The following is a 22,352-nucleotide window of genomic DNA, read 5'->3' as shown; positions in this document are numbered from 1 at the left end:
AGGGCGACTACGAGGTGGACGGCAGTATATACAGCCCGAAAACCGAGCAGTTCTGCATCGATTCGTCGCTGTCGCTCATACGGCGGATTACAGATTGATACAGGCGGTTAAAGAGGGGTGATTATCATGGAGAGCAGCTTTTCATGGCTGCTCTCTTTTTATTGAGGCAGCCTCTAAAAATATACACAGGATGAAACTATTCCGGTACTATTGTGTGTATTGTAGTGCTCCTGATCCCCCTGTCCTTCGGACATCCCCCTTATTAAGGGGGAACGTTACTGATTGCGCCTCAATGGTTTATACCCCCTTCGATAAGGGGGTCGCCGACATAGTCGGCGGGGGGATTTTCCGGTAAAGCCTTTATACATACACTACCGTTCCGGGAAAGCGGGCATTATTTTTTATATTTTTGAGATACCCTTGATACTTCCATCTTATCTCGATGCCTGACGCATCGCTGTGAGATTTTCCACCGGTGTGCCGACTGTGATTTCGCACCCGCCCGAGAGGATGAACTTCTTCCCTTCTTCGTCCGCGATGAGCCCGCGCGACCGTTCGAACACCTCGGGAGCTGTTCTGTTCTGGATTATCGAGACGGGATCGAGGTTTCCGCAGACCACGGCAGAATCGCCGAGCATGTCATGCGCCGTGCCGAAATCGACCATCCAGTCGATGTCGATGATATCGGCGCCCGCTTCCCTGAGCTTCTGCAGGTGATTGGTGATGTTACCGCAGATATGGAGCTTCACGTGTGCGCCGAGGGAATGAATGTACCCGAACAATTCCCTGTGGAGCGGAAGCACGAGCTCTTCGTACATGGAGGGTGAAATCTGGGAGCAGATAGCATCGCCGACGCCCATGACATCGGCTCCGGCCTCGATCTGCGCCCGCGCGAAATCCTTTGCGGTCACGAGGCACTTGTCCATGAGCAGACGGACAAAATCAGGTTCGAGAAGCGTGTTCAGAAGAATCCTGCTGTCGCCGGTGAGGTCGCATGCCTCCGCCAGCGGGCCCTCGATCCAGCCGATGACGGGGATATCGTCGCCGAGCCTTTCACGGTAATACGCCACGCCCCTGATACGGTCGAGTGTCCGCTCAGACTTGAAGACATCGGGATTCCCGAGCGCTTTTACATCGTCCATGGTTGTCACGATCCTGCGGGTGCAGAGGGGCACCGAATCCTCGGGATATGTCACCTGTGCGCCGAACGCCGAAGTCTCCCGGTACGGGTCCGATATCACGCTCACCGCATCATGGTCGAAGTATTCGAGGCAGGCAATGTTCGATTCGACAAGCTCACGGTAATCCGCAGCGAACCGTGAATATGTCGTCCCGTGAAACCGCGCAGCAAAATGCATGAGGATCGGATGGAAGAGGACGGAATCGGGCTGGGCGGTACCTGCGATGAGACTGATTAGTTTCTGCTTTTTTGTCATATCAATTGAACGGTTACGGGTAAAATGGAATAAACCACAAAGACACTAAGAGATAAAGTACAGGTAATTTGACAACTGTATATAACAATGTGAATATTTGACACTTTTAAGCAAACAAATTCTGAAACGAGTTCGGGATGAGGGTCATGCCGAACCTGTTTCGGTATCAATATAAAAGAATCCGGTTATCCAGTTTGATAAGCACAGAAACCTTTTTAAATCAGAATTGATATTTTTTTTCGATAGTATATGATCCCCCCTGCCTGCGGCATCCCCCCTTTTTAAGGGAGGAGCGACTTTGGGGACATTTTCATCCCCCTTTCTTCTATAAGGGGGAAACGGCGAAGCCGAGAGGGATCAATCATGGTAGCTAATTTAACTGGATAACCGGCTAAAAGAAATGTACCGAACTGTTTCGCCAGGCGTAACGGTGCGCTGAAATTCCGGATTTCTTCTGTTGTAAATTACGGTATATTTGAACGTGGCACAAGCGGCAATCAATAAAAAATCACCGTATGGAAGTGAACTCATCCGAATATTTTTGTTGTATTAATCCGTCTTTTTGCGCTTCTTGTGCTATGGGTCTTTTCGCGCATTCACGATACCGAAAATGATATTCGCGATTTGATCCGGATTATTCATGAACATATTTTACAACAAAGACACGGAGCAGGGGGTAATTCATGAATTATCCCTACAATGTTACATCGGTAATGTACGAAACACAAATCCGCGAAAATCCGCCCGATCCGCGAAAATCCGTGTTCTATAAAAAAATGTGTGAATAGATCGGGATAAAAAACAAGGAGCATACCCATGAAACGACGTGAGATAATTCAATTGTTCCCGCTTTCGCTTGCCGGTATCGCCGGTATGACACGAGAGGTCGGGGCAAAGGAATTTCGCCACCAGGGAGGCCGTCCCGGTTTCAACGATCCGCTTGCCATCCGGTATTCGAAAAAAGTGAGGGAGCGTCTTACCTGGATTCACGAGAACCAGACGGAGAATCTCATGGAAGCGGCGTATGCCATCGCCCGGACGGTCGAAAACGGCGGCCAGTGCTATCAGGTAAGCTGGGATGCCGGACACACCGAGGCGGACTCCTGGGCTGGACGTAACGGCGAGCCGGAGATTTTCTCGACGAGCTTCGACATCAAGAAAGCGAAGAAAGGTGACCTGCTCCTTACTTCCGGGCAGACACGCGATACCGAGGAGATCGGGAAAAAGGGAATATTCCTCATCGGCTGCCCGAGTCCATGGAGTGGCGATGCACAGTTTCCCGAGCTGCTCAGCGATGATGTGAGGAAGCTTACCCTCCGGCCGTATGCCGATATCTTCATCGAGAACAACGCGACGACCCTCGGCGGAGTCGTGAATGTGGAGGGTATGCCCGCGCCGATAGGCCCGGTTTCGGGCATTGTGGGGAAAACGACCATATGGATGATGCTCGCCGACGCCTGCCGTATTCTCGCCCGTGACGGGAAATCCCGTCCTGTCAAGGGTGACGAGCCGAAACTGAAAGGCGAGACCGTGGATTACCAGTCGTTTTCTGGATGGGTGAAGCTCAGCGAGCCGCTCATGGACGATTATTTCAACGAGGTGATGAAGCAGCTCGAGCTTGTCTTCGCCGAGCTCGGAACTATAAGGAAGATTGCCGAAATGGCGGTCGATTCCGTCCTCAACGGCGGAAAAATATACGGCTACAGCCTCCACAACTCGATAGCAGGCGAGGCGAGCACACGCCGGAGCGGGCTTTCCATCACCGAGGGCGTGTACGGCTCCTCGCTCGATACACCGGAAAAGCGGAAAAATTTCAAGGGAACATCGAAAGACTGTGTCATCATGGGTGTCACAAAACCGGATGATGAAACCGACCTCGCGTTTCTCGACCTGTTCAGGGAACGCGGCATGAAAATCGCCTGCCTCGGCCCCATGACACGGAGTGTCAAGGTTCCCGAAGGCAGAACCGTGCCGAAAGAGGCCGATTTCGTAGCCGGACGGATGTGCGATACCTACGGTCTCTTTGCGGTGCCCGGATTCGATCAGCGGATATGCCCCACTTCAGGGGTCGTTCTCGACCACCTCTTCTGGTGCACCATGATGGAGGTTGTGGAACAGTACATCGACCGCACCGGCGGCGATGTTCCCGGGGTGTATTTCTCGGCTGCGCTCAAAGGCGGAAGAGAGCACATGTTCCGTATGCTTGAGTTATACCGCAATCGCTGACAGTTCGTCAATTTCGCCTGTCGCAACAAAACCGGGAGGCTTTACGGAGGCGCTGAAACCTGGGAAGGTAACAGCGCCTCTTGTGTTTCGGTAACGGCGGATTTTAATGAGCAGGAAAAAGACAGACCACCGGCGCAGCTATTTTACGAGCGTCATCTTTTTTGTCATGCTGTAATCCCCGATTTTCAGGAGATACAGGTATATTCCCGATGCCAGCCCGCGACCGTCGAATGTCGCCGTGAAACTCCCGGCCGGGCTGTAGCCGTTGACAAGGGTTGCCACATTCTGCCCGAGAAGATCATAGACCGTAAGGCTCACAAGGCCCGGTTCCGAAACAGTGTACGGTATCGTGGTGACCGGATTGAACGGATTGGGCGTGTTCTGAAGCAGGATACCGGGCGACGGCAGCTCGTTTTCCTCCTCGACGACCGTGGGCTGATTCCTGACAAGCCAGACCGGAAGCTCGCCGTAATAGTATGCCTGAGTATTTCCTATCGGGGTCATCTTATCGGTATCGAGGGATAACTGCTCCAGAACATATGCCCGATAGAACGAGTCATAGTGCTGGAACATGACGGATGTATCGTCGGGGGAATACCGTGGATGCCCGAGGTTGGGATAGCTCCCCTGCGACGTCCGTATCATTCCGGTGTTACTGAGCTGGCTGATTTGGAGATTGAAAAGGTCGATAGCCACGATCATGCTGACGTTTGTATCCTCCGAAAACATATCGCAAACGATGTACCGGTCGTTCGTCTCGGCAAACGAGGGATTGCCGACCTGTATGCCGCTTTCGGTGGGAGTTTTAACCCGTGTGATGACCCCGGAATCGACATCGAGAAGATTGACATCCCAGAACTCGACGGGATTCCCGTCCGTAACCGGCACACTATGCAGAGCATCATAGAGGAGCTGGGTACCGTCATGGTTCCATTCGATCATATCGGCATATACGACGGTGTTGGTGTTCGCTCCTTCGGTCGAAGCGGTATAGAGCGTATCGGTCTTGCAGTCCTGGGAATTTACAATGTTTATGAAACAGACCGTGTTGTCCTGGGCCGTGGTAGTCAAAGCCAGATGGGCATTATCGGGCGACAGGGCAATCGATCTCCAGACTCCCGAAGAATCTATGACCGTCTCCTTGAAGGTTGCGAGGTCGACATGTCTGATATTGTTCGAGGAATCGACAAAGAGAAGAAATGTTCCGTCGTGCGACACCGTGACGGGGGAGCTGCTCTGGTCGTAGAGCGTTGTCTGTGAGGGACTGTATATATCGCTCTGAGATGCAAGCACGGATTTCCCCAGTTTCAGCTGGTTCTGGAGAACGAACGCCACCCATGTGTCTCCCGTCGGGGGTGGAATGTCCGCAGGAGGCTTAGTCGGTTGATCGTTGAGAATACCCACCGTATCGAATGCCTGCGCGACCGCCGCGACCTCGGGGGAATCGGCGCCGAACAGATCGGTGGCTGACTGGATCGCTCCAAGACGCATGTCGATAAACTGCGCCTGAGGTGTCAGATACATCTTATTCAGAACACCGTACAAGATCTGCGCCGTTTCATCTCTGCCGATTACCTCGGCGGTCAGCTCGCACGCCCGTGACGGGATACTCATGTTGATATGAACGCCGCCGTTGTCCTCGCTGAGCGGCAACGACTGGTATCCGCCCATCGTCGCAGGGAGACCGAACCGTTCCGGATTTTTCAGATCACGTATAGCGCCCATTTTCAGGTCTTCGCCGATTTCCCAGTCGGGGTCCACCATGGCAGCCATGGCATCGGCAATTCCCTCGTTGAGCGCCCCGGACTGGTATTTATATTCAAGACCGACCGTATACTGCACCACGGCGTGAGTCAGCTCATGCGCGACCACATCGAGTGCGGCGGCAAATATGTCGCCATCGCCGAATGCCATAAATTCGCCGCCCCAGAATGCATTGTACATCGGTTTACCATCCTCGGTGTAGTGAATGAAGACCGGCAGTTTGATACCGTTTCCGTCCACACCCTTTCTGTTATGTTTTTCCAGATAGTATTCATACACCGCCCATACATTGCTGTGGGCGGACACCGCGATACTGTCCGGCCACGTGTTGTTTGGCGACGACACGAGAACGGCGCTGTGCTTTGAATTGAGCACTTTCCCCTGGGCATCGTATGTATAGATATTCGCATCCGTATCGATCATGTAGTATACGCCGCTGTCATTCGACACGTTGAAGTTCCGGTTCACTCCGAGAGCATCCTTACCCGACGCCTGATCTGCCGCATACGACACCGCGGTATTGTATTTTTCAACGATATCACCGTTCCGCGCATCGATGAAGTAGTACCACATATCTTTCATATTCGGCCTGATAGTAACATGCCAGACCAGCCGTGGATCGGGATTCTCCCGGTCGGACAGGATAACAAGTTCCGCAGTCGGCCCGTCATAGGAATACAGGCTCCTGAAAATGTCGTCGAGTTCCTGTTTGGAGGTCGTCAGCGAAAGGTCGGCTGTCGCTTTATCGACTGCGCTTTTCATGTCATACGGTACGTTCGAGGTATCGAGATTCTGCGGGGTGGGCGAATACCGCGCATTGAGGGCGTACGGTTCCCCGTCCTTGTCGAAGTGAACGACAAGCCGATGCCCCCAGAGGGGAATGCCCTGGTAATACTGGTCGAATCCGATATGATGGCTCCCGTCCTGGCTGACCGTTTCGGAACCGAGCCTGAGCTCATCCTGTGGATTATCGAGCTTGAAAACATCGCTGCCGGAAGAGAGAAACTGAAGGGCAATGTCGGACAGCGCGGTTCCGGGGACTATTTTCCCCATGCTCTTTTTCAGGGCGGTAACCGTGTCGCCGGTCATAAACACCGGAGTGCCGTCGGATTCGTTCCGATAGTACGGCATCCCGCCGCTCTGAGCCAGCGATACGGCGGATGGTACGGTTTTGGCATGACGGCTTGCCGGATTTATAATACTTTTAAGGCGCAAGCTGATCGACATAAGCGTCGACTGGTCTGGCCGGTTATGGTTTCCGGCCGTTACCTGTGCGGAAGGTAATAAACCGGCCGGAGGAATACTCCACGATATGGTCGTGTTTATAAAACTTGCAGCTGCAAGGAAAAAGAGAACGCCTGTAAGAATCCGTAATGAATATTTTACGTTTTTCACAGTTTACACCTCCGTGTACAGCTGGTTTTTTTCATCAACGATGGTTACTGGCTGTTAATAAATATTCGCTCTGAATCCCATAAAGTTTGAAAAAAATGAAAATCGTTACAAAAATATCCGCTGGAATTTTATCTGAGGTTTTGACGGATGGAACACATGAAAGGTTTATTTGAATTCATTATCAATAACAGTAAGGGTCGGCATGAAGCGCCGACCCTTTACAGCTTATTTCTCCGTAAACGATTTTTATAATCTGGCTTTTAAAGTTACCGTGAGTCCGCGTTTATCATTATACTCTTTTCATCGACTAAAAGTTTCCATGTATCTACAATTTCTCCCTTCACCGACCCGGAAACGCCGTAATCGGTCACATTCACTGCCACGGGAACATTGATTCCGTTCGGCAGCGCCGTGTACCGGTACGAGTCCATGACACGGCAGAGGGTTTCGTTATAGTACTGTTCCATCTTGCGGGGTCTGAAACCGATCTCGGGATCGAGGTAAAACATGTAGTACTGGTCTTTCCCGATATGGGGATACCTGACAACAATACACTCATGGCCGTCCACAACCGCTTTCGCATCCATGATCTTCCCGCCCATGATACGGAGAAAGCCCTGATAGAATGTCCCGGTCGAACCCATAGCGCCCATGACATACTGGTCGTAGTCACGGTAGAATCCCCCGGGCGCTTCCCTGAAGGGCCGTTCGCCGACAAACAGCGTATCGGGCGCACCGTGGTACAGCTTCGCAAAGCGCCCCGATTCGGCTTCGAGATACGAGCCGTTATAACGGATGACTCCCGAATCTTCCGTTGTTTTACCGCCGACCGTCGTACGCTCGCTGTATTTTTTCAGCCGTTTCGAATTCTCCATGACCCATTCGGAGACATCGTACTCGATCATTACGGCAGGCTTGCCGGACGGCGCAAGAACAGCTCCCGCAGGATCGCCGTAACGGTCGGCTTTCATGTCGAGATATCCTTCGTAGAGTATTTTGTACGATGCGCTGAGGCTGTTGATTTTCGCGTTTTCAATATCCACCTTTTCGATAAGGTCCACGATATCACCCGTCATCGCGAGCACCTCACGGCCATAGGAGTTCTTGCACTCCACCGGAAGTGGCTGGGGCAAATCGGCGTCGCGCATGATTCCACGGGCGCTGAACCCGGTCGTCTTGTCTCTGAAAGGCGAGGAAGCACCGAAGCGGAAATCCCCACCGAGCGGATTGATAAAGCCCGGATCGGCGGTTATCTCGCCCGTGCCGGGATGGGGAGTGTAATAGTAGGGCCGTCCCGCTTCGTCGAAATCCCTGAAATGGGGCGATTCCCATGTACAATTGCCGAACATGACCGGGTTTGCACCCCTCAGCATGCGCTGCCCCCACTGATTGCTGTACATGATGTTACCGAAGATGACCGGCTCGCTCCGGTTGACCGCCATGGGGACATTGTTGAAATAAAAAACGTTGTGATGAATAATAGGGCGCGAATGCCGTTCGAGTCCCGCCGCCTTTACGTTGCCGAGAAAGATGTTGTTGAATATTTCCCCGCGCGCATGAAGGCAGAATACACCCCGCTGGCCGATACGGTAGAAGGTGTTGCCCGTGATGACCGGGTTGGGGTAATCGGTGTACGGCCGGTCGTGGAGTTCGGCGCCGCGTGGGCCGTGCTCACTGTCGAAACGGGCGTTCCCTTTCACATCCGCTGTGCCGTCGATCCATACGCCGAAAAGACCGTTCTCACGGAAGATATTCCGGGCTATGATACACGTGCTGTCGGTGCCCGCCGCATAGATCGCCGCATTGAATTTCTTCGTCTCGTAATCGATACCGGTGCCGGTGAAGGTGAAACCGGCGATGAGAGCGTGATTTGCCGCAACGAGGGCATGCCCCCTGTTCTGCGGATTGATGATGGTGGTGTAGGGGTCTTCCCCAATCAGATTCACGCCGTCCCTGAGAACGAGCGTCTCGTTATACACACCGGGACGCACGAAAACTGTCGCGCCGGGCTGAGCCGCATCGATAGCCTGCTGAATGCTCTTGAAATCGCCGCCATCCTGCGCAACCGTAATAACCGTGCCCTTGATATCCGCGAGACGTGTGGATATCCGCAGACGATCTCTTCCCCACGAGAGTATGCTGAGCGATTCGACTTTCCCGGATATATCTGCGGGCCAGGCATTTATTTCAGGCGTATTCCACCATCCGGTTGCATAGTACGCCTCGAACATGTTGTCCACCGAGGGCGAGCTCCACGGGTCATAAAAACCCTTCACGAGGCCGGTGCCTTCGAAAATATACCCGTAGCGATCCCATCCACGGTAATAATCGAACCGGTGTGCCCACAACAAATGGCACTTTGTGCAATTATCGGGATTTCCCTCGAAGCCATCTGTGGGAAGTTTCGCGGCCCGTGAACGAAACATCGCGCCGAAACATCCTCCCGCGATCAGGGTGAAAACCATGACAGCGATGATTATTCCCGTGCGCGTGGTGAACGGAAAACGAATGTTTTTCATGATCGTACATCCTTTGTAATGCATGGGGTAACAGGAAAATTGATATATGTAAAAAAATAGCACATAGTCGCCTGATATGCAAGTTGTCACTTCCCGGCCCCGACTCATCCGTTCGGTCTCTCTCTGCCGGATCAGGATTAAGATGTCCGAACCGCTGATTGCACCGATCAACTGATTGCCATGATAAAACGGGTTTTTGAAACGGGAAAAACCAGATTTACTTTGCATATTACCGGTCAGAATAATATATATGAACAGAACATAAACATATCGTAATGGAGGGGCTATGAGGTATCGATCACATTTCTTTGCCGCGGTTTGTCTTGTTCCCGTTGTGTGCTTCTGCCTGAATACCGATTACGCTTTCGGCGCAATGGAGCGTGAACCGGGCTTCAGCTACCCGGTAATCACCGTGCCGTACAAACCGGTTCCGTTCAAACCGAAGCAGTATATCGTTTACCGGACTATCGGCCCTGTTGTCATTGATGGAGCTCTCGATGAAACAAGCTGGGAAAACGCTCCCTGGACCGACCGTTTCGGGCATATATTCATGGAAGGATACCGGAAACCGTTTCTTGCGACCCGGGCGAAAATGCTCTGGGACGACACGAACCTCTATGCCGCAGTCGAGCTCGAAGAACCGAACCTCCTCGGCCACATGTTCGAGAAAGACACGGAAATGTATCTCGACAACGACATAGAGATGTTCATCGATGTGGACGGCGACTCACAGGATTACATCGAGCTCGAATTCAACTGTCTCGGCACCCTCTGGGACATGCTGCTTCCCAAGGAATACAACCGCGGCGGGATACCGCTGAGCCACCCGAAAATAGATCAGAGCCCTCCCTGGGACCTCGAAGGCATGCGCATAGCCGTGCGTGTGGACGGCACCCTCAACTACCCGTTCGACACCGATAAAAACTGGGTTATCGAAATCTCGATTCCGTGGAAATCACTCCAGAAAACGAGCCGGACGGGGGAAAAGCTCGACCGCGGCGGGAGCTCATTCAGGCTCAATTTCAGCCGTGTCGAACATCCCTGGCCCCGTGATGTCTGGCCTATTACGGACTGGGAAAATCGCGGCGGCCCCGGTTTCGACTGGACATGGTCGCAGAACCTCGTGTACAATATGCACAGCGGCGAATCGTGGGGACGGGTGATACTGTCGGAGCGGACAGTTCTGCAGGCGCCGGATGTGAATCTCGAACACGCTTTCCCGTTCGTCGAGCCGCCCGAATCCCGTGCTGTACGCCGTGCCGGCGGCATGGTGAAAATCAAGGGAGGCACGTATACCATAGGCCCCGATTCCAGCGACCCGGTCGCCTCTCCTGCCGGTACGGTGACGGTGAAAGATTTCTATATCGACCGCTGCGAGGTCACCGTCGGTGAATTCGCTGCCTTTCTCAACGCTTCCGGCGGGGCTGAATGGTACGTCGAGGATATGGCGAATCCCGATTTCTGCGGCATCGTCAAAACCACGGACGGGAAATACGCCGTCGTTCCCGGCAGGGACATGTACCCCGTTACGCTCGTGAAACAGGGCGCCGCACGGGCTTATGCGGCATGGGCAGGGAAACGGCTCCCCACGGAGTTCGAGTGGGAAATCGCCGCCCGCGGCAGCGAGGGCCGTCTCTATCCCTGGGGAAACGAGCCTCCCGACGACAGCCGTGCGAATTTCGACTACCGTGTCGGGTACACAACTCCGGTCGGGTCGTATGAAAAGGGGAAAACACCCCTGGGCGTATACGACATGGCCGGGAATGTCTGGGAATTCGTGGACGGCACATGGAGCGAGTACGCATGGGACAAAAAGCCCGAAACCCCGCGAACGAGCGGGAACCTCATGCGCGGCGGCTCGTGGGTGACTCCGGCGGTCAATCTCAGGAGCACCTACCGGGACGGCCAGAAAGGGGAATTTACCCCCATGGCCGGTTTCAGGTGTGCAAAGGATGCCGAGTGACACAGGTTTCCGCGAGAGTCATAGTTCCGAATTCATGAATCGTATCCCGTCAGCCGGGTATATATGCCAGAATCGAACAATCACCTTGTCAGAGGTCTTACGTTTGTCGATTCGACCTCGATTGTCATCTGTTCCATAATCGGAACCGGTGTGTTCCTTAAATCAGCCGTCATGGCGCAGGAAGCCGGTTCTCCGCTCATGGTAATGGCTGCATGGGCTGCCGCCGGTCTGCTTTCGCTTGCCGGGGCGCTGACGTATGCAGAACTCGGCGCTCTTCTTCCGAATGCGGGCGGCGACTATGTCTATCTCCGGGCCGCATACGGCAATGCACCGGCTTTTCTCTACGGATGGATGTACTTCACCGTCGGGGCTTCGGGAGCGGCGGCGCTCGGAACGGCGTTTGCCACGTTTCTTTCGGAACTTCTGCCCTTCGGCGGCGCATGGATGGAACGAACCTATACGCTGTTCGGGCATTCGGTGCTCTGGCAGTTCGGCGCACGACAGATTATCGCGGTGGCGGCGATTATCCTCTGTGCCGTCATCAACTATGCGGGTGTATCATCGAGTGGCCGCGTCCAGACCGCGTTTACCGCGGCAAAGATGATCGGTGTGATCGTCATCATTGTGGGAGTTTTCTTTTTTGCAAAACGGGCCACATGGGATCATGTGACGGCTGTGACCGGAACGGTACGATGGTGCGGAACGAAGGCGTTCGGCGCAGCAATGATTGCCGCTCTGTGGGCGTACAACGGGTGGTCGTTTCTTCCGATGGTCGCGGGCGAAGTCAGAAATCCGGGCCGTACCATTCCCCGGGCGCTGATCACGGGCATGATCGTCGTTCTTCTCTCCTATTGCCTTGCGAATTTAGCATATTTCTATGCCCTGCCGTTCAACGAGGTCGTGACATCGAATTCGACGCTTTACCGCAACGCCGTTTCGGTCGCCGGGAAAGCGGCCCAGACTTTTCTCGGCCCATTCGGGATTAAAATGGTTACCGTTCTATTTGTCGTGTCGAGTCTCGGTACACTCCACAGCGAGCTTTTAGCGGTGCCCCGCATCCATTTTGCCATGGCGCGCGACGGGCTTTTCTTCCGGTGTTTCGGCCCCCTGAGCAGGGGAGCGCATGTTCCGGCATGGGCGGTCAGCATTCAGGCGGCATGGGCGAGTGTTCTGGCAAGCTCGGGCACATTCGATCAATTGACGACACTCCTTATCTTCTCGCTGTGGATTTTTTTCGGATTCACCGCCGCATCGGTCTTCGTCCTGCGCCGCTCGATGCCCGATGCACCGCGGCCGTACCGGACAATCGGATATCCGGTGGTGCCTCTGGCATTTATCCTTTCGGCGGTCTGGCTCGTAACCAACACCCTCCGAACCAATCCCATCGAATCGGCGTTCGGTATCACGCTCATCGTGCTCGGACTGCCGCTCTTTCTCTATTTCCGGGCCGGGAAACGCCGCTCAGCCGGTTCAGTTGCAGACAGCGGCAATTTGCATGAGCGAGGTCGGGGACAATGAAGCGGTCATACCAAAGCGGCATGCGCTGTTTCTGTGACGGTGCGTCAAGATACGATATCAGTGGAGTACTTTTACCGGATTATCTGTGCGGACCACATTCACAATAATAATATGGGAGGCAACGATGAAAAGGCGGGTGATGCTTGCGTGCGCCGTGGTGACATTGATTGTCATCAGTCTGGCGGGCTGTGCGTCCAGAAAGGCGCTTACGGTCGACGAAAGCTTTATCTCGGCGCACCAGGATGAATGGCTCAAAAAAGCGTACCGGTACGACGAAAACGGCTGGATTTTTATCCACATCGAGGGGGAACCGTTCGAGCGCGGTTTTCAGCGGGGGTATCTGACCGCGAACGAAACCGAGGAATTTCTCGATACGCTCGCTCATTTCCAGAAATTCTCGACGGCAAAAGACCTCGATTATTTCGTGAAAGCAGCCACGAATCTTTTCAAGGGCAAGGTCTCCGAAGAATATCTGGAAGAAATGCGGGGCATAGCGGCCGGAATGCAGAAAGCCGGTAAAAAGGTGACATTCGAGGAGGTGCTCTACATGAACGGATTCCTCGATGTCGATTACTGGTGGCCGACTGAGAAAGAGCACGGCGGATGCAGCGCGTTCATAGCCTCAGGCGACGCCACCGCGGGCGGCGGAGTGGTCATGGCTCACAACTCGTGGTCGCCCTATGCGCTTCTCAGGTTCTGCAACATCATCGTCGATCTTGTTCCGGCGAAGGGGAACCGGATTCTGATGCAGTCCTGGGGGCCGTCCATATACAGCGCGACCGATTTTTTCATCACCGGAGGCGGGCTGACCGGTGTGGAGACGACCATCGGCGGATTCAGTGGATTCGATAAAAAGGGCCTCCCCGTCTTCGAGCGGGCGCGGAAAGCGATGCAGTATGCGGGCAGCATCGACGAGTGGGCCGACATTATGATCAGTAACAACAACGGCGCATACGCCAATTCATGGCTCCTGGGGGATGTCAAAACCGGCGAGATAGCCCGTCTCGAACTCGGATTGAAGCATCACAGCCTCGAAAAAAAGAAAAACGGGTTTTTCACCGGCTCCAATGTGACGGATAACATAGAAATCCTCCGGGACGAGACGAACGCCACGTACGACGACATCCGAAACACTAACGTCGCACGCCGTGAGCGCTGGAAACAGCTCATGAAAGAACATTACGGGAAGATCGATGTCGAAATCGCCAAACAGATGCTCGGCGACCATTACGATATGTACCTGGGCAGGGAGCAGCCGAGCTCGCGGACGATTTGCGGACATGCGGAGCTCGACGACGGAAGCGTTTCGGGGAGCCGCAGCCCGTTTTATCCTGCCGGAGCGATAGACGGCAAGGTTGTGGACTCAGCCATGGCAAAAAGCTGGCATATCTGGGCGAAATGGGGAAGCTCGTGCGATATCGGCTTCAACGCGAAACGGTTTCTTGAGCTCCACACCCAGTATCAATGGCAGGAAGGCTATCTGCGCGACCTGCCGCCCGAACCATGGACGGTGTTCCCTGTCGACAGACCAAAATGACGGTGTGTGCAGCGGATTACGGTATTTCCTGAAATTCATGGCATCGGGGAAAGCCGCATGTGGTATATTATATGCGGTATATGACGGTTGCTGCGGGAGTTTTTTTTCATTCCTTATTCCTGTGGCGCATCCGTGATACCAGATTGCATTTAATCTGGAAACAGAGTCTGCCATAATTATTCCGGAGGATGCTGAAACAGGTTCAGCATGACGGTGCTCATATCACCCTGAATTTATTTCAGGGTCAAGTGCATTCTTCATAATTTCACTGAATACAACCTGATATGAGATAATTTCTCTGAAAGCTTAGAAACAACATCCATGAATGACGCATACGAAGCACCGCTGTCGTGCCCCGGTCTCCGGGCTCTGCGTGATGCGCTGAAAGCGGGCGACCGTGCGGCGCTGCACCGGTTCTGGCGGCAGGTCGAAACCGCCGGAACCCCGCTCATCAGACCGATTCCGGACGATCCCGGCCATTACCTCGTGACCTTCCTCTGGCGCGCCCGGGAGCAGACACGCACCGTAGCAGTAACCGGGGGTTTCAATAACTGGAAGCTGAAGAATGAGTCCATGATCCGCCTCCCCGACACGGACCTCTGGTACAGGACTTTCCGGTTTCGCGGCGACCTGAGGACGAGTTACATGATCGCGCCCGATTATCCCGGAATCATCCCGGAAATACGTAATCTCAACGACTGGTTCGACTTTATAAAAATATTCCGGCCCGATCCATATAATCCGCGCACCTGCATCTGGCCGGAGACGATTCTGAACTATTCGAAAAGCACGAAACTGGTATTGTCCATGTTCGAGCTTCCCGGCGCGCCCTGTCATCAGTGGATCGATACACGCCCCGGAATCCCCTGCGGCGCTTTGGAGCGAACCGGGTTCAGGAGCGATATCCTCGGAAACGAACGTACCCTGTGGATTTACACCCCGCCTTCCTGTCATTCCGGCAATGAGGCATCTTCGTCTTCGTGTTCCCTTCTCCTCGTGTGCGATGGTTCGGCATACACGCAGGTTATTCCGACGCCGTCAATTCTCGATAACCTCCTGTCCGAGGGGAAAATCCCGCCGATGGTCGCAGTCTTTATCGGTAACGCCACCGATCAGCGGCACAGGGAGCTCACCTGTCATCCTCCGTTCGCCGATTTTCTTGCCCGTGAGCTCGTTCCCTGGGTGCGGCATCACTATTCAGTTACAACCGACCCGTCGAGAATAATTATTGCGGGATCGAGCTTCGGCGGGCTTGCAGCCGCGTATGCGGGGCTGAGGTACCCGGATGTTTTCGGTAATATTCTCGCGCAATCGGGTTCCTTCTGGTGGAAACCGGAAACCGCCCGTGAATATGAATGGCTCCCCCGTCAGTTCGAGACATCCGCCCCGCTGCCGCTTCGTTTTTATCTGGAAACCGGCCTGCTCGAAACGAAGCATATGATCAACGCCAACCGTCACCTCCGCGATATTCTGACAGCGCGGGGATATTCCGTCCGGTACCGTGAATTTTACGGCGGCCATGAGTATCTCAACTGGCAGGGAACACTCGCCGATGGTCTCATGGAACTTTCGGGAACGGGGGATAGTAAACCCGAATGAGAGAAAAGACAGGCAGAAGGCACAAGGAAAATATCATATTAGTAGAATACAGGTCTTGTCCCGCTTGACTATAATCGGAGATATTTGTATATTTTTTCTTGAAATACATACTATTCTCCAGTTACATCCTCCTGCTTCCCGGGACATACGATGAAATTCTGCACGAATATAATTCTTTCCCTCATTCTGCTCGTAACGATTGTTTCCGCCGGATGCGCCGAATCCGCAAAAGCTGTTGACACAGGCCCTTATATAAATCAATTGCGCGATGCCAGCCCCGAAGCGCGGAAAACAGCCGCAGAAGCTCTCGGAAAATTAGGGCCGGATGCAGCGGATGCCGTTCCGCCGCTCATTGAAACGCTCGGCGACTCGAGCCCCGAAGTCCGATATGCGGCAGCGGTGGCGCTCGGTATCATAGGCCTGTGGTCGGAAAACGTTGTTCCGGGACTGACAGCGGCGCTGAAACATACCAATCCGAATGTCCGCACATATGCAGCATTCGCCCTGAGCAAGCTCGGTCCCGGAGGGAAGGATGCTGCTCCGGCGCTTCTCGATGCGCTGAGGGATTCCAGCCAGAACGTGCGAACGTTTGCCGCTATGGCGCTCGGAGACATCAAACCCGATTCTCAAAAGGTAATTCCGGCTCTGAATGTGATACTCAAGGACAAAAACCCGGCGTACCGCAGGGCCGCGGCAGATGCCCTCAATGCCCTTGGCGTAGCGGCTTCCGATGCGGAAACCGCCCTGACAGAGGCGCTCGGGGACACAATCCCGACTGTGAGGAGTTCCACCATCCGGGCGCTCGTGCATGTCAGCGCTCATCCGGAAAACCATGTCCCCCTTCTTGTCGGGTTGCTGCGGGACAGCAATCCCGATGTCCGCTCGACAAGCGCCCACGCTATCGGTGAGATCGGGGAGAACGCCATCGAAGCAGTTCCGGCGCTCACAGAGGCGCTGAAGGACGACGAGTGGACCGTACGCTCATCGGCGGCCCAGTCGCTCGGGCAGATCGGCAGGAATGCCATGGATGCTGTCCCGGCGCTCATCGATGCTGTCAAAGATTCCGAATGGTATGTCCGCTCATCGGCAGCGTATGCCCTGGCCTCAATCGGTCCCGAGCCCGGAACGGTGGTTCCGGCGCTTTCCGCAACCCTGAAGGACGAGGACCCTTACTTCAGGAAATATGCCGCCATCGCCCTTGGATTCATGGGGTCGAAGGCAAAAGAGGCTGTCCCGGACCTTGTCGAGGCTTTACGGGATAAGGAAGATTTTGTCCGCGCCACTGCCGCCAAAACCCTCGAAGCGATCGGGCCTGATGCAAAAGAGGCAGCCCCGGCGCTCATCGGGCTTTTGAAAGACGATTCATGGGATGTCCGGGCTTCCGCCGCCGGCGCGCTGGGGGCAATCGGCCCCGACTCGAAAGAAGCCATTTTCGCTCTGAGGGATGCCCTGAACGACGAGGATGAAGTAGTCCGTCAAAAGGCGACCGAAGCCCTGAAGAAGGTGAATCCCGAGGCATCGGGCAACAGTAAATAACGTACCGTGATTCCGGTCTGAATCCTCCATGCCACCCTTATCCACACCGGCCATGTTCTTCCGTCCCCATAATCGCGGAATCGTATGTACTCCTGTCCGGAAGGTCAATTATTCTGTTGTTTTTTACCATAATCTTCTGCATCTTTCCCCGGAGTTTACATTCCTCGATAATGAGGTTTATACGATGTGCACCGTAAACCTGTATTACCCGGAAACGAGACAAACTGCATTCCGATAGACAGGCAGTCTATGGAGGTGTAATCCCATGAACGACTACATCCATGAGCTGAAAACCAGATACACCGAAGACCTTGCGCGATCGGCGCGGGAGTTTCTTGAAATCGGCGTGAATCTGTTTCACCGGCACCGCAGTTCCGAAGGCGAATTCAGCCGGACCGCCGTGGACATGCTGTCAACGGGAACGGAATTGAGTATCAAGGCTTTTATCACCGAAAAAAATCTCGGCCTGATTTTCAGGGATATTCCCCCGGAGATACGGGTGTTTCTGTCGTGCCCGGAAAGCATTCCCCATTTTTTCCAGTGGAGGACCTTCGAGCCCGATATCCGTGCCGGTACCTTTGAAACGCTCGATCTGAACGAGTGTATTTCCTGTTTTTATATTTTTTTTCCCCATATCAAACAGCTTCTCCTTCCGCACCTGCGATTCCTGTCCATGTGGGGGAATAAACTGGGACACAACGCGCAGATACCGATTGAGCCGTTCGAGTTCGAACGTTCCGGATACGCGGTGTTCCAGATACTGTCTCTGCTCAACGAAAACGAATCCTCGAACCTCGTCTATCACACCCTCACGGACACCGACAGGCAATTCATGGCATCATTCGAGACCATGCGGATCGAGCGTGTGAAGATGGCGATCGACCAGGCAAAAAGTCAGGCGTATGAATTCAGCGAACGGGGCATCGAAGCCATCATGTCCCAGAACTGGGATACATTTACGGCACAGTGCCCCATATGCGGGTATCGGGGACATCTCTACGGGTACACGGAAATAGCAATCGGCGAGGCCGAAGACGGGCCACAGGCATCGCTCGATTTCTTCGCCACCATGTACAATTGTGACGGGTGCGGCCTCAAGCTCAATGACATCGAAGAGATGATGCTCGCCAATATGGCCATTCTGTATGACCGGTCGGAGGACCTCGACCGGTGGTTTCACGATCACCGTGCTTCCGCCGACTGGTTTTTCGAATGAGCGGCAGACGTTCGGGAAATCGTACAAAGGATATGAAATTTTGGTGAATTTCGGGGGAAAAAAACACTTTTATCGTCTTTTATTCTACCAGAAACAAAAAAAATTACGTATACTTGAAATTTACGGCTCAAACAGGGTATTCTCATTTTTCCGGGACGGCTCATGCGGTTCCGGTCCTCGTATATCAGCCGTTTATACTGAAAATTATCAGTAACCTGCGAATACATCACGGTATTCAAAGAATAATGTTCAAACTCTGTTGTAAAGGAGGAAGTCATGGCATTTCCGCATCTGTTCAGCCCCATTAAACTCGGCAAGATAGAGGTTCCGAACCGCACCGCTGTCGCTCCCATGGGTGTCGGCCTCTACAGCTGCGACGAGACATGGCCTTACCGTCACGCCCGGTATTACGAGGAACGGGCCATAGGCGGTATCGGTCTCGTCATAACCTCGTTCGTGCGCGTTCACGGCAAGCTTGCATCGGTTCCCCTCAACGGCATCTACGATGATCATTTCATACCATCCCATAAGAAACTGGTCGACCGGATTCACAAATACGACACCAAAATCATCTGTCAGATCGCCCTCTCGGGAGGAAAGATAAGCTCCGACGCTCCGACATCCATGTACAGCCCCAATTACTATGTAAAACCGCGCGAACTTTCAACCGGCGAGCTCGACGAGCTGGTGCAGTCGTTCATCGATGCCGCGGGACGGGCACTGGAAGCCGGTTACGACGGAGTCGAGGTGCACGGCGCCCACACATACCTCATTGGACAGATGATGTCCCCCTCTCTCAACAAGCGAACCGACAAGTACCGCGGCGATACCTTTGAGGGACGGATGAAATTCCCCACCGACATTATCACGGGAATCCACAAAAAATACCCCGATCTCGCGGTCGGATTCAAATTCAGCGCCCACGAGGAGCTTCCCGGCGGCGTGGACATCGAACTCGCCAAGGAGATTGCCAAACACATCGAAAAACTTGGTATCGTATATCTCCATGTGGCATCCACCGCATCGACCATCGAGGTATTCAGCAGGTTCCCGTCCGTTCCGCCGCTCTATATCCCGCGGAACACCCTCATACCGCTTGCCGAACAGATCAAGAAGACCTGTCCCAAGACCCCCGTCATGGGCACCGGTTCCATCACCGTACCCGAAGAGGCGGAGGAGTTCATAGCATCCGGCAAGTGCGATATGGTCGCCCTCGGAAGGACTATACTCGCCGATGCGCACTGGGCGAAAAAGGCAAAAGAAGGCAAACGTGTCGTCCCGTGCATCAGGTGTAATGTCTGCTATCATCAGTTATGGCTCGCCGGCCCGCTGTGGTGTTCGGTAAATCCGTACCTGCTCCATGAGGCCGAACAGGACCTGCCGATACCGGCGAAGAAGAAAAAGGTCATGATTGTCGGCGCAGGTCCCGCCGGTGTCCGCTGCGCACTGACCGCCGCCAAGCGGGGCCACGATGTGACGCTCTATGAAAAACGACCGTATGTGGGCGGCATGGTGTATCCCGGCAGCAGGCCGAAATGCAAAGAGGATGTCGCACGGCTCTACGAGTGGTTTGTCGCCGAACTCAAAGACAGCACGGTTAAGCTGAAACTCAACACCACGGTCACTCCGGTGATGGTGGAAAAGGAAGCCCCCGATGCGCTCGTCCTCGCCCTCGGCACCGAGCCGCTCATGCCCGATGTGCCCGGAATAGACAAGCCCCATGTGGCGACGGCAGTCGATGTGCTCCGCGATGTTTCGAAATTCAAGGGTAAAAAGGCAGTGGTCGTCGGCGGCGGCGATGTAGGATGCGAAACCGCGTGCCACCTTTCGGACAACGGATGGGATGTCACCATCGTCGAAATTCTTCCGAAACTCATGGAAGAAAACATCATGACCAATGTCAAGGTCCAGATGTTCAACCTCATTGTCGAGAAGAACATCAAGGTTATGACCGAAACGCAGATGTCCGCGGTGATCGACTCCGGAGTCGAGGTGGTTCTCCCGAACCACAAGGCATCCGGCCTCGACGCCGACCTCGTGGCAATCGCAATCGGCATGAAAAAGCAGGCGACTTTCACCGCCGGCTCGGCCATGAGCATCGTGCCCACGAGCGGCGTTGCGGGTGAAATGGCCATGAAGTGTGACGAGGTCCACCTCATCGGCGACTGCGCCAAACTCGGAAGAATCCGTGAAGCGACCGAGGACGGCGAGCGTGTGGGACGGTGGCTGTAAACAGGCGCCCGTTTACCGCGCAACAGCCAGCAGGTTCAAACAATAAAAAAAGCCCCCGGACATGGGGGCTTTTTTAAATTTAACCGGATAGTTCTGCCGTGGTCAATTGAATTTCCCGCTCATTTATTTGTCGTATTTCGCGGACTCTTCGAGAGCGCGGAGATACTGGAGACGCCGGAGCAGCACATCCCTGTCGCCGCTGTCCCTGAGAGCGAGCCCGCGGATATCGTTCACTGAGGCGAACCCTTCCTTTTCGAGCCATGAATCGATATCCTCGATCATTTCGGAGAGGAAGGACGGCCCGCGACGATAGAGTACGGAACAGAGCTGTACGGCGGCAGCGCCGGCGAGGAGCATTTTTATGACACCCTCGCTGTCATGGATTCCGGTCGAGGCGGCAATGTCGCAGTTCAGCCTTCCCGCGAAGAGCCCGGTCCACCGGAGCGGCATGAGCATTTCCTCGGGAGAGCTCAGGGTCATCGAGGGAACGAACCGTTTTTCCGCGCAATCGACATCGACCGTGTAGTAACGGTTGAAGAGAACAATCGCTTGTGCTCCGGCCTGAACGATGTCCTCGACGACATTCCAGAGGGTGGTGAAATAGAATCCGATTTTGACCGCCACGGGCAGCGAGATACGTGATGCCACCTCGTGGACTATCCCGGCATACCGTTTTTCGATCTCGATGGAATTTTCTGCGGTATCCTGCGGGAAATGGGAAATATTCAGTTCGAGGGCATCTGCCCCTGAAGCCTCGATATCCTTTGCGTACGATACCCACCATTTCGAGGTTATACAGTTGACGCTCGCTATCACGGGCACATCGACATGAGCGCGGACATCCTCGATGAACTTCAGGTAAGGATGCGGGCCGGTCTGCATACCGATCCCGGCGCGGATATATTCATAGGCTTCGGGGTGGTCCGATTGAATGAGCTCCCTGTCAAGATTCTCCGACTGGGCGATGATGAGCTCTTCGAACATGGATTTGAGCACGACGGCGCCGGCGCCCGCTTCCACACACTTTCTGACACTGCCGAGACTGCCGGTCAAACCGCTGCTTGAGACAATGAGAGGATTTCTGAGATTCAATCCCATATACCGAGTCTGTAAAGATGCCATGCCTACCTCGATCCGGAAAATGCCTGCGATTCCGGTATTACAGTGTTATGGTCTCGTTTCTGGAATTCGTTTATTTTACTGCATCAGAATATACGTTTTCGGGGCATGTGACAAAAGTGTTTTTTAACCCGACCTATTCACAAAAATTTATTGGAACGCTGATTTTCGCGGATCGGACGGATTTGTTTTTCGTACCTGACCGATGTTACATTGCCGGGTGATTCATGAATTACTCCTGCTTCGTGTCTTTGTAATAAAATATTCCCATGAATAATCCGGGGTAAAAACG

The 22,352-nt window shown here is 54.0% G+C and carries 12 protein-coding genes; 8 read left to right on the top strand and 4 right to left on the bottom strand.

The genetic code is table 11. From position 1 onward, the window contains the following. Positions 1–434: 434 nt before the first annotated feature. Positions 435–1,436 (bottom strand): uroporphyrinogen decarboxylase family protein, encoded by a 1,002-nt coding sequence (locus LLG96_11925; GenBank protein ID MCE5250919.1) that lies wholly within the window; start codon positions 1,434–1,436, stop codon positions 435–437. 816 nt (positions 1,437–2,252) lie between these two features. On the opposite strand from LLG96_11925, the gene LLG96_11920 reads away from it, so the two are divergent. Continuing rightward, positions 2,253–3,662 carry a hypothetical protein gene (locus tag LLG96_11920; GenBank protein MCE5250918.1) on the top strand — a complete coding sequence of 470 codons (1,410 nt, stop codon included), beginning with the start codon at positions 2,253–2,255 and terminating at the stop codon, positions 3,660–3,662. Positions 3,663–3,800: 138 nt separating this feature from the next. Here LLG96_11920 and LLG96_11915 read toward each other — a convergent pair whose 3' ends face one another. Together LLG96_11915 and LLG96_11910 are read right to left on the bottom strand one after the other, a co-directional pair. Beyond that, complete coding sequence (locus LLG96_11915; GenBank protein MCE5250917.1) at positions 3,801–6,821, bottom strand: M4 family metallopeptidase; 3,021 nt, start codon at positions 6,819–6,821, stop codon at positions 3,801–3,803. Positions 6,822–7,087: 266 nt separating this feature from the next. Beyond that, the gene (locus LLG96_11910) at positions 7,088–9,340 is read right to left on the bottom strand and encodes a right-handed parallel beta-helix repeat-containing protein (GenBank protein ID MCE5250916.1); all 2,253 of its coding nucleotides are present in this window, start codon (positions 9,338–9,340) and stop codon (positions 7,088–7,090) included. A 286-nt stretch (positions 9,341–9,626) separates the two neighbouring features. Between LLG96_11910 and LLG96_11905 the strand changes: the two genes are divergently transcribed. The 7 genes from LLG96_11905 to LLG96_11875 all read left to right on the top strand — a co-directional run bounded on the left by LLG96_11905 (position 9,627) and on the right by LLG96_11875 (position 20,941). After that, complete coding sequence (locus LLG96_11905) at positions 9,627–11,303, top strand: SUMF1/EgtB/PvdO family nonheme iron enzyme (protein MCE5250915.1); 1,677 nt, start codon at positions 9,627–9,629, stop codon at positions 11,301–11,303. A 63-nt stretch (positions 11,304–11,366) separates the two neighbouring features. After that, positions 11,367–12,821: an amino acid permease gene (locus tag LLG96_11900; GenBank protein MCE5250914.1), complete on the top strand. Its 1,455-nt coding sequence runs from the start codon at positions 11,367–11,369 to the stop codon at positions 12,819–12,821. Between the two features lie 124 nt (positions 12,822–12,945). Then, positions 12,946–14,358: a C45 family autoproteolytic acyltransferase/hydrolase gene (locus tag LLG96_11895; protein MCE5250913.1), complete on the top strand. Its 1,413-nt coding sequence runs from the start codon at positions 12,946–12,948 to the stop codon at positions 14,356–14,358. A 321-nt stretch (positions 14,359–14,679) separates the two neighbouring features. Continuing rightward, a complete protein-coding gene (gene fes, locus LLG96_11890; protein ID MCE5250912.1) occupies positions 14,680–15,957 on the top strand; it encodes an enterochelin esterase in 1,278 nt (425 codons plus the stop codon). 150 nt (positions 15,958–16,107) lie between these two features. After that, positions 16,108–17,493, top strand: a complete 1,386-nt coding sequence (locus tag LLG96_11885; protein MCE5250911.1) for a HEAT repeat domain-containing protein — start codon at positions 16,108–16,110, stop codon at positions 17,491–17,493. A gap of 265 nt (positions 17,494–17,758) precedes the next feature. Then, on the top strand, positions 17,759–18,709 hold the full coding sequence (locus tag LLG96_11880; GenBank protein MCE5250910.1) for a hypothetical protein: 951 nt from the start codon (positions 17,759–17,761) through the stop codon (positions 18,707–18,709). A gap of 276 nt (positions 18,710–18,985) precedes the next feature. Further along, the gene (locus LLG96_11875) at positions 18,986–20,941 is read left to right on the top strand and encodes an NAD(P)/FAD-dependent oxidoreductase (protein MCE5250909.1); all 1,956 of its coding nucleotides are present in this window, start codon (positions 18,986–18,988) and stop codon (positions 20,939–20,941) included. A gap of 123 nt (positions 20,942–21,064) precedes the next feature. On the opposite strand, the gene LLG96_11870 is transcribed toward LLG96_11875, so the two are convergent. Beyond that, positions 21,065–22,063 carry a dihydroorotate dehydrogenase-like protein gene (locus LLG96_11870; GenBank protein MCE5250908.1) on the bottom strand — a complete coding sequence of 333 codons (999 nt, stop codon included), beginning with the start codon at positions 22,061–22,063 and terminating at the stop codon, positions 21,065–21,067. Positions 22,064–22,352: the final 289 nt, after the last annotated feature.

The organism is bacterium, from assembly GCA_021372535.1.
In the GTDB taxonomy this organism is placed as follows: domain Bacteria; phylum Latescibacterota; class Latescibacteria; order Latescibacterales; family Latescibacteraceae; genus JAFGMP01.
This window is presented reverse-complemented; position numbering and strand designations above follow the sequence as displayed.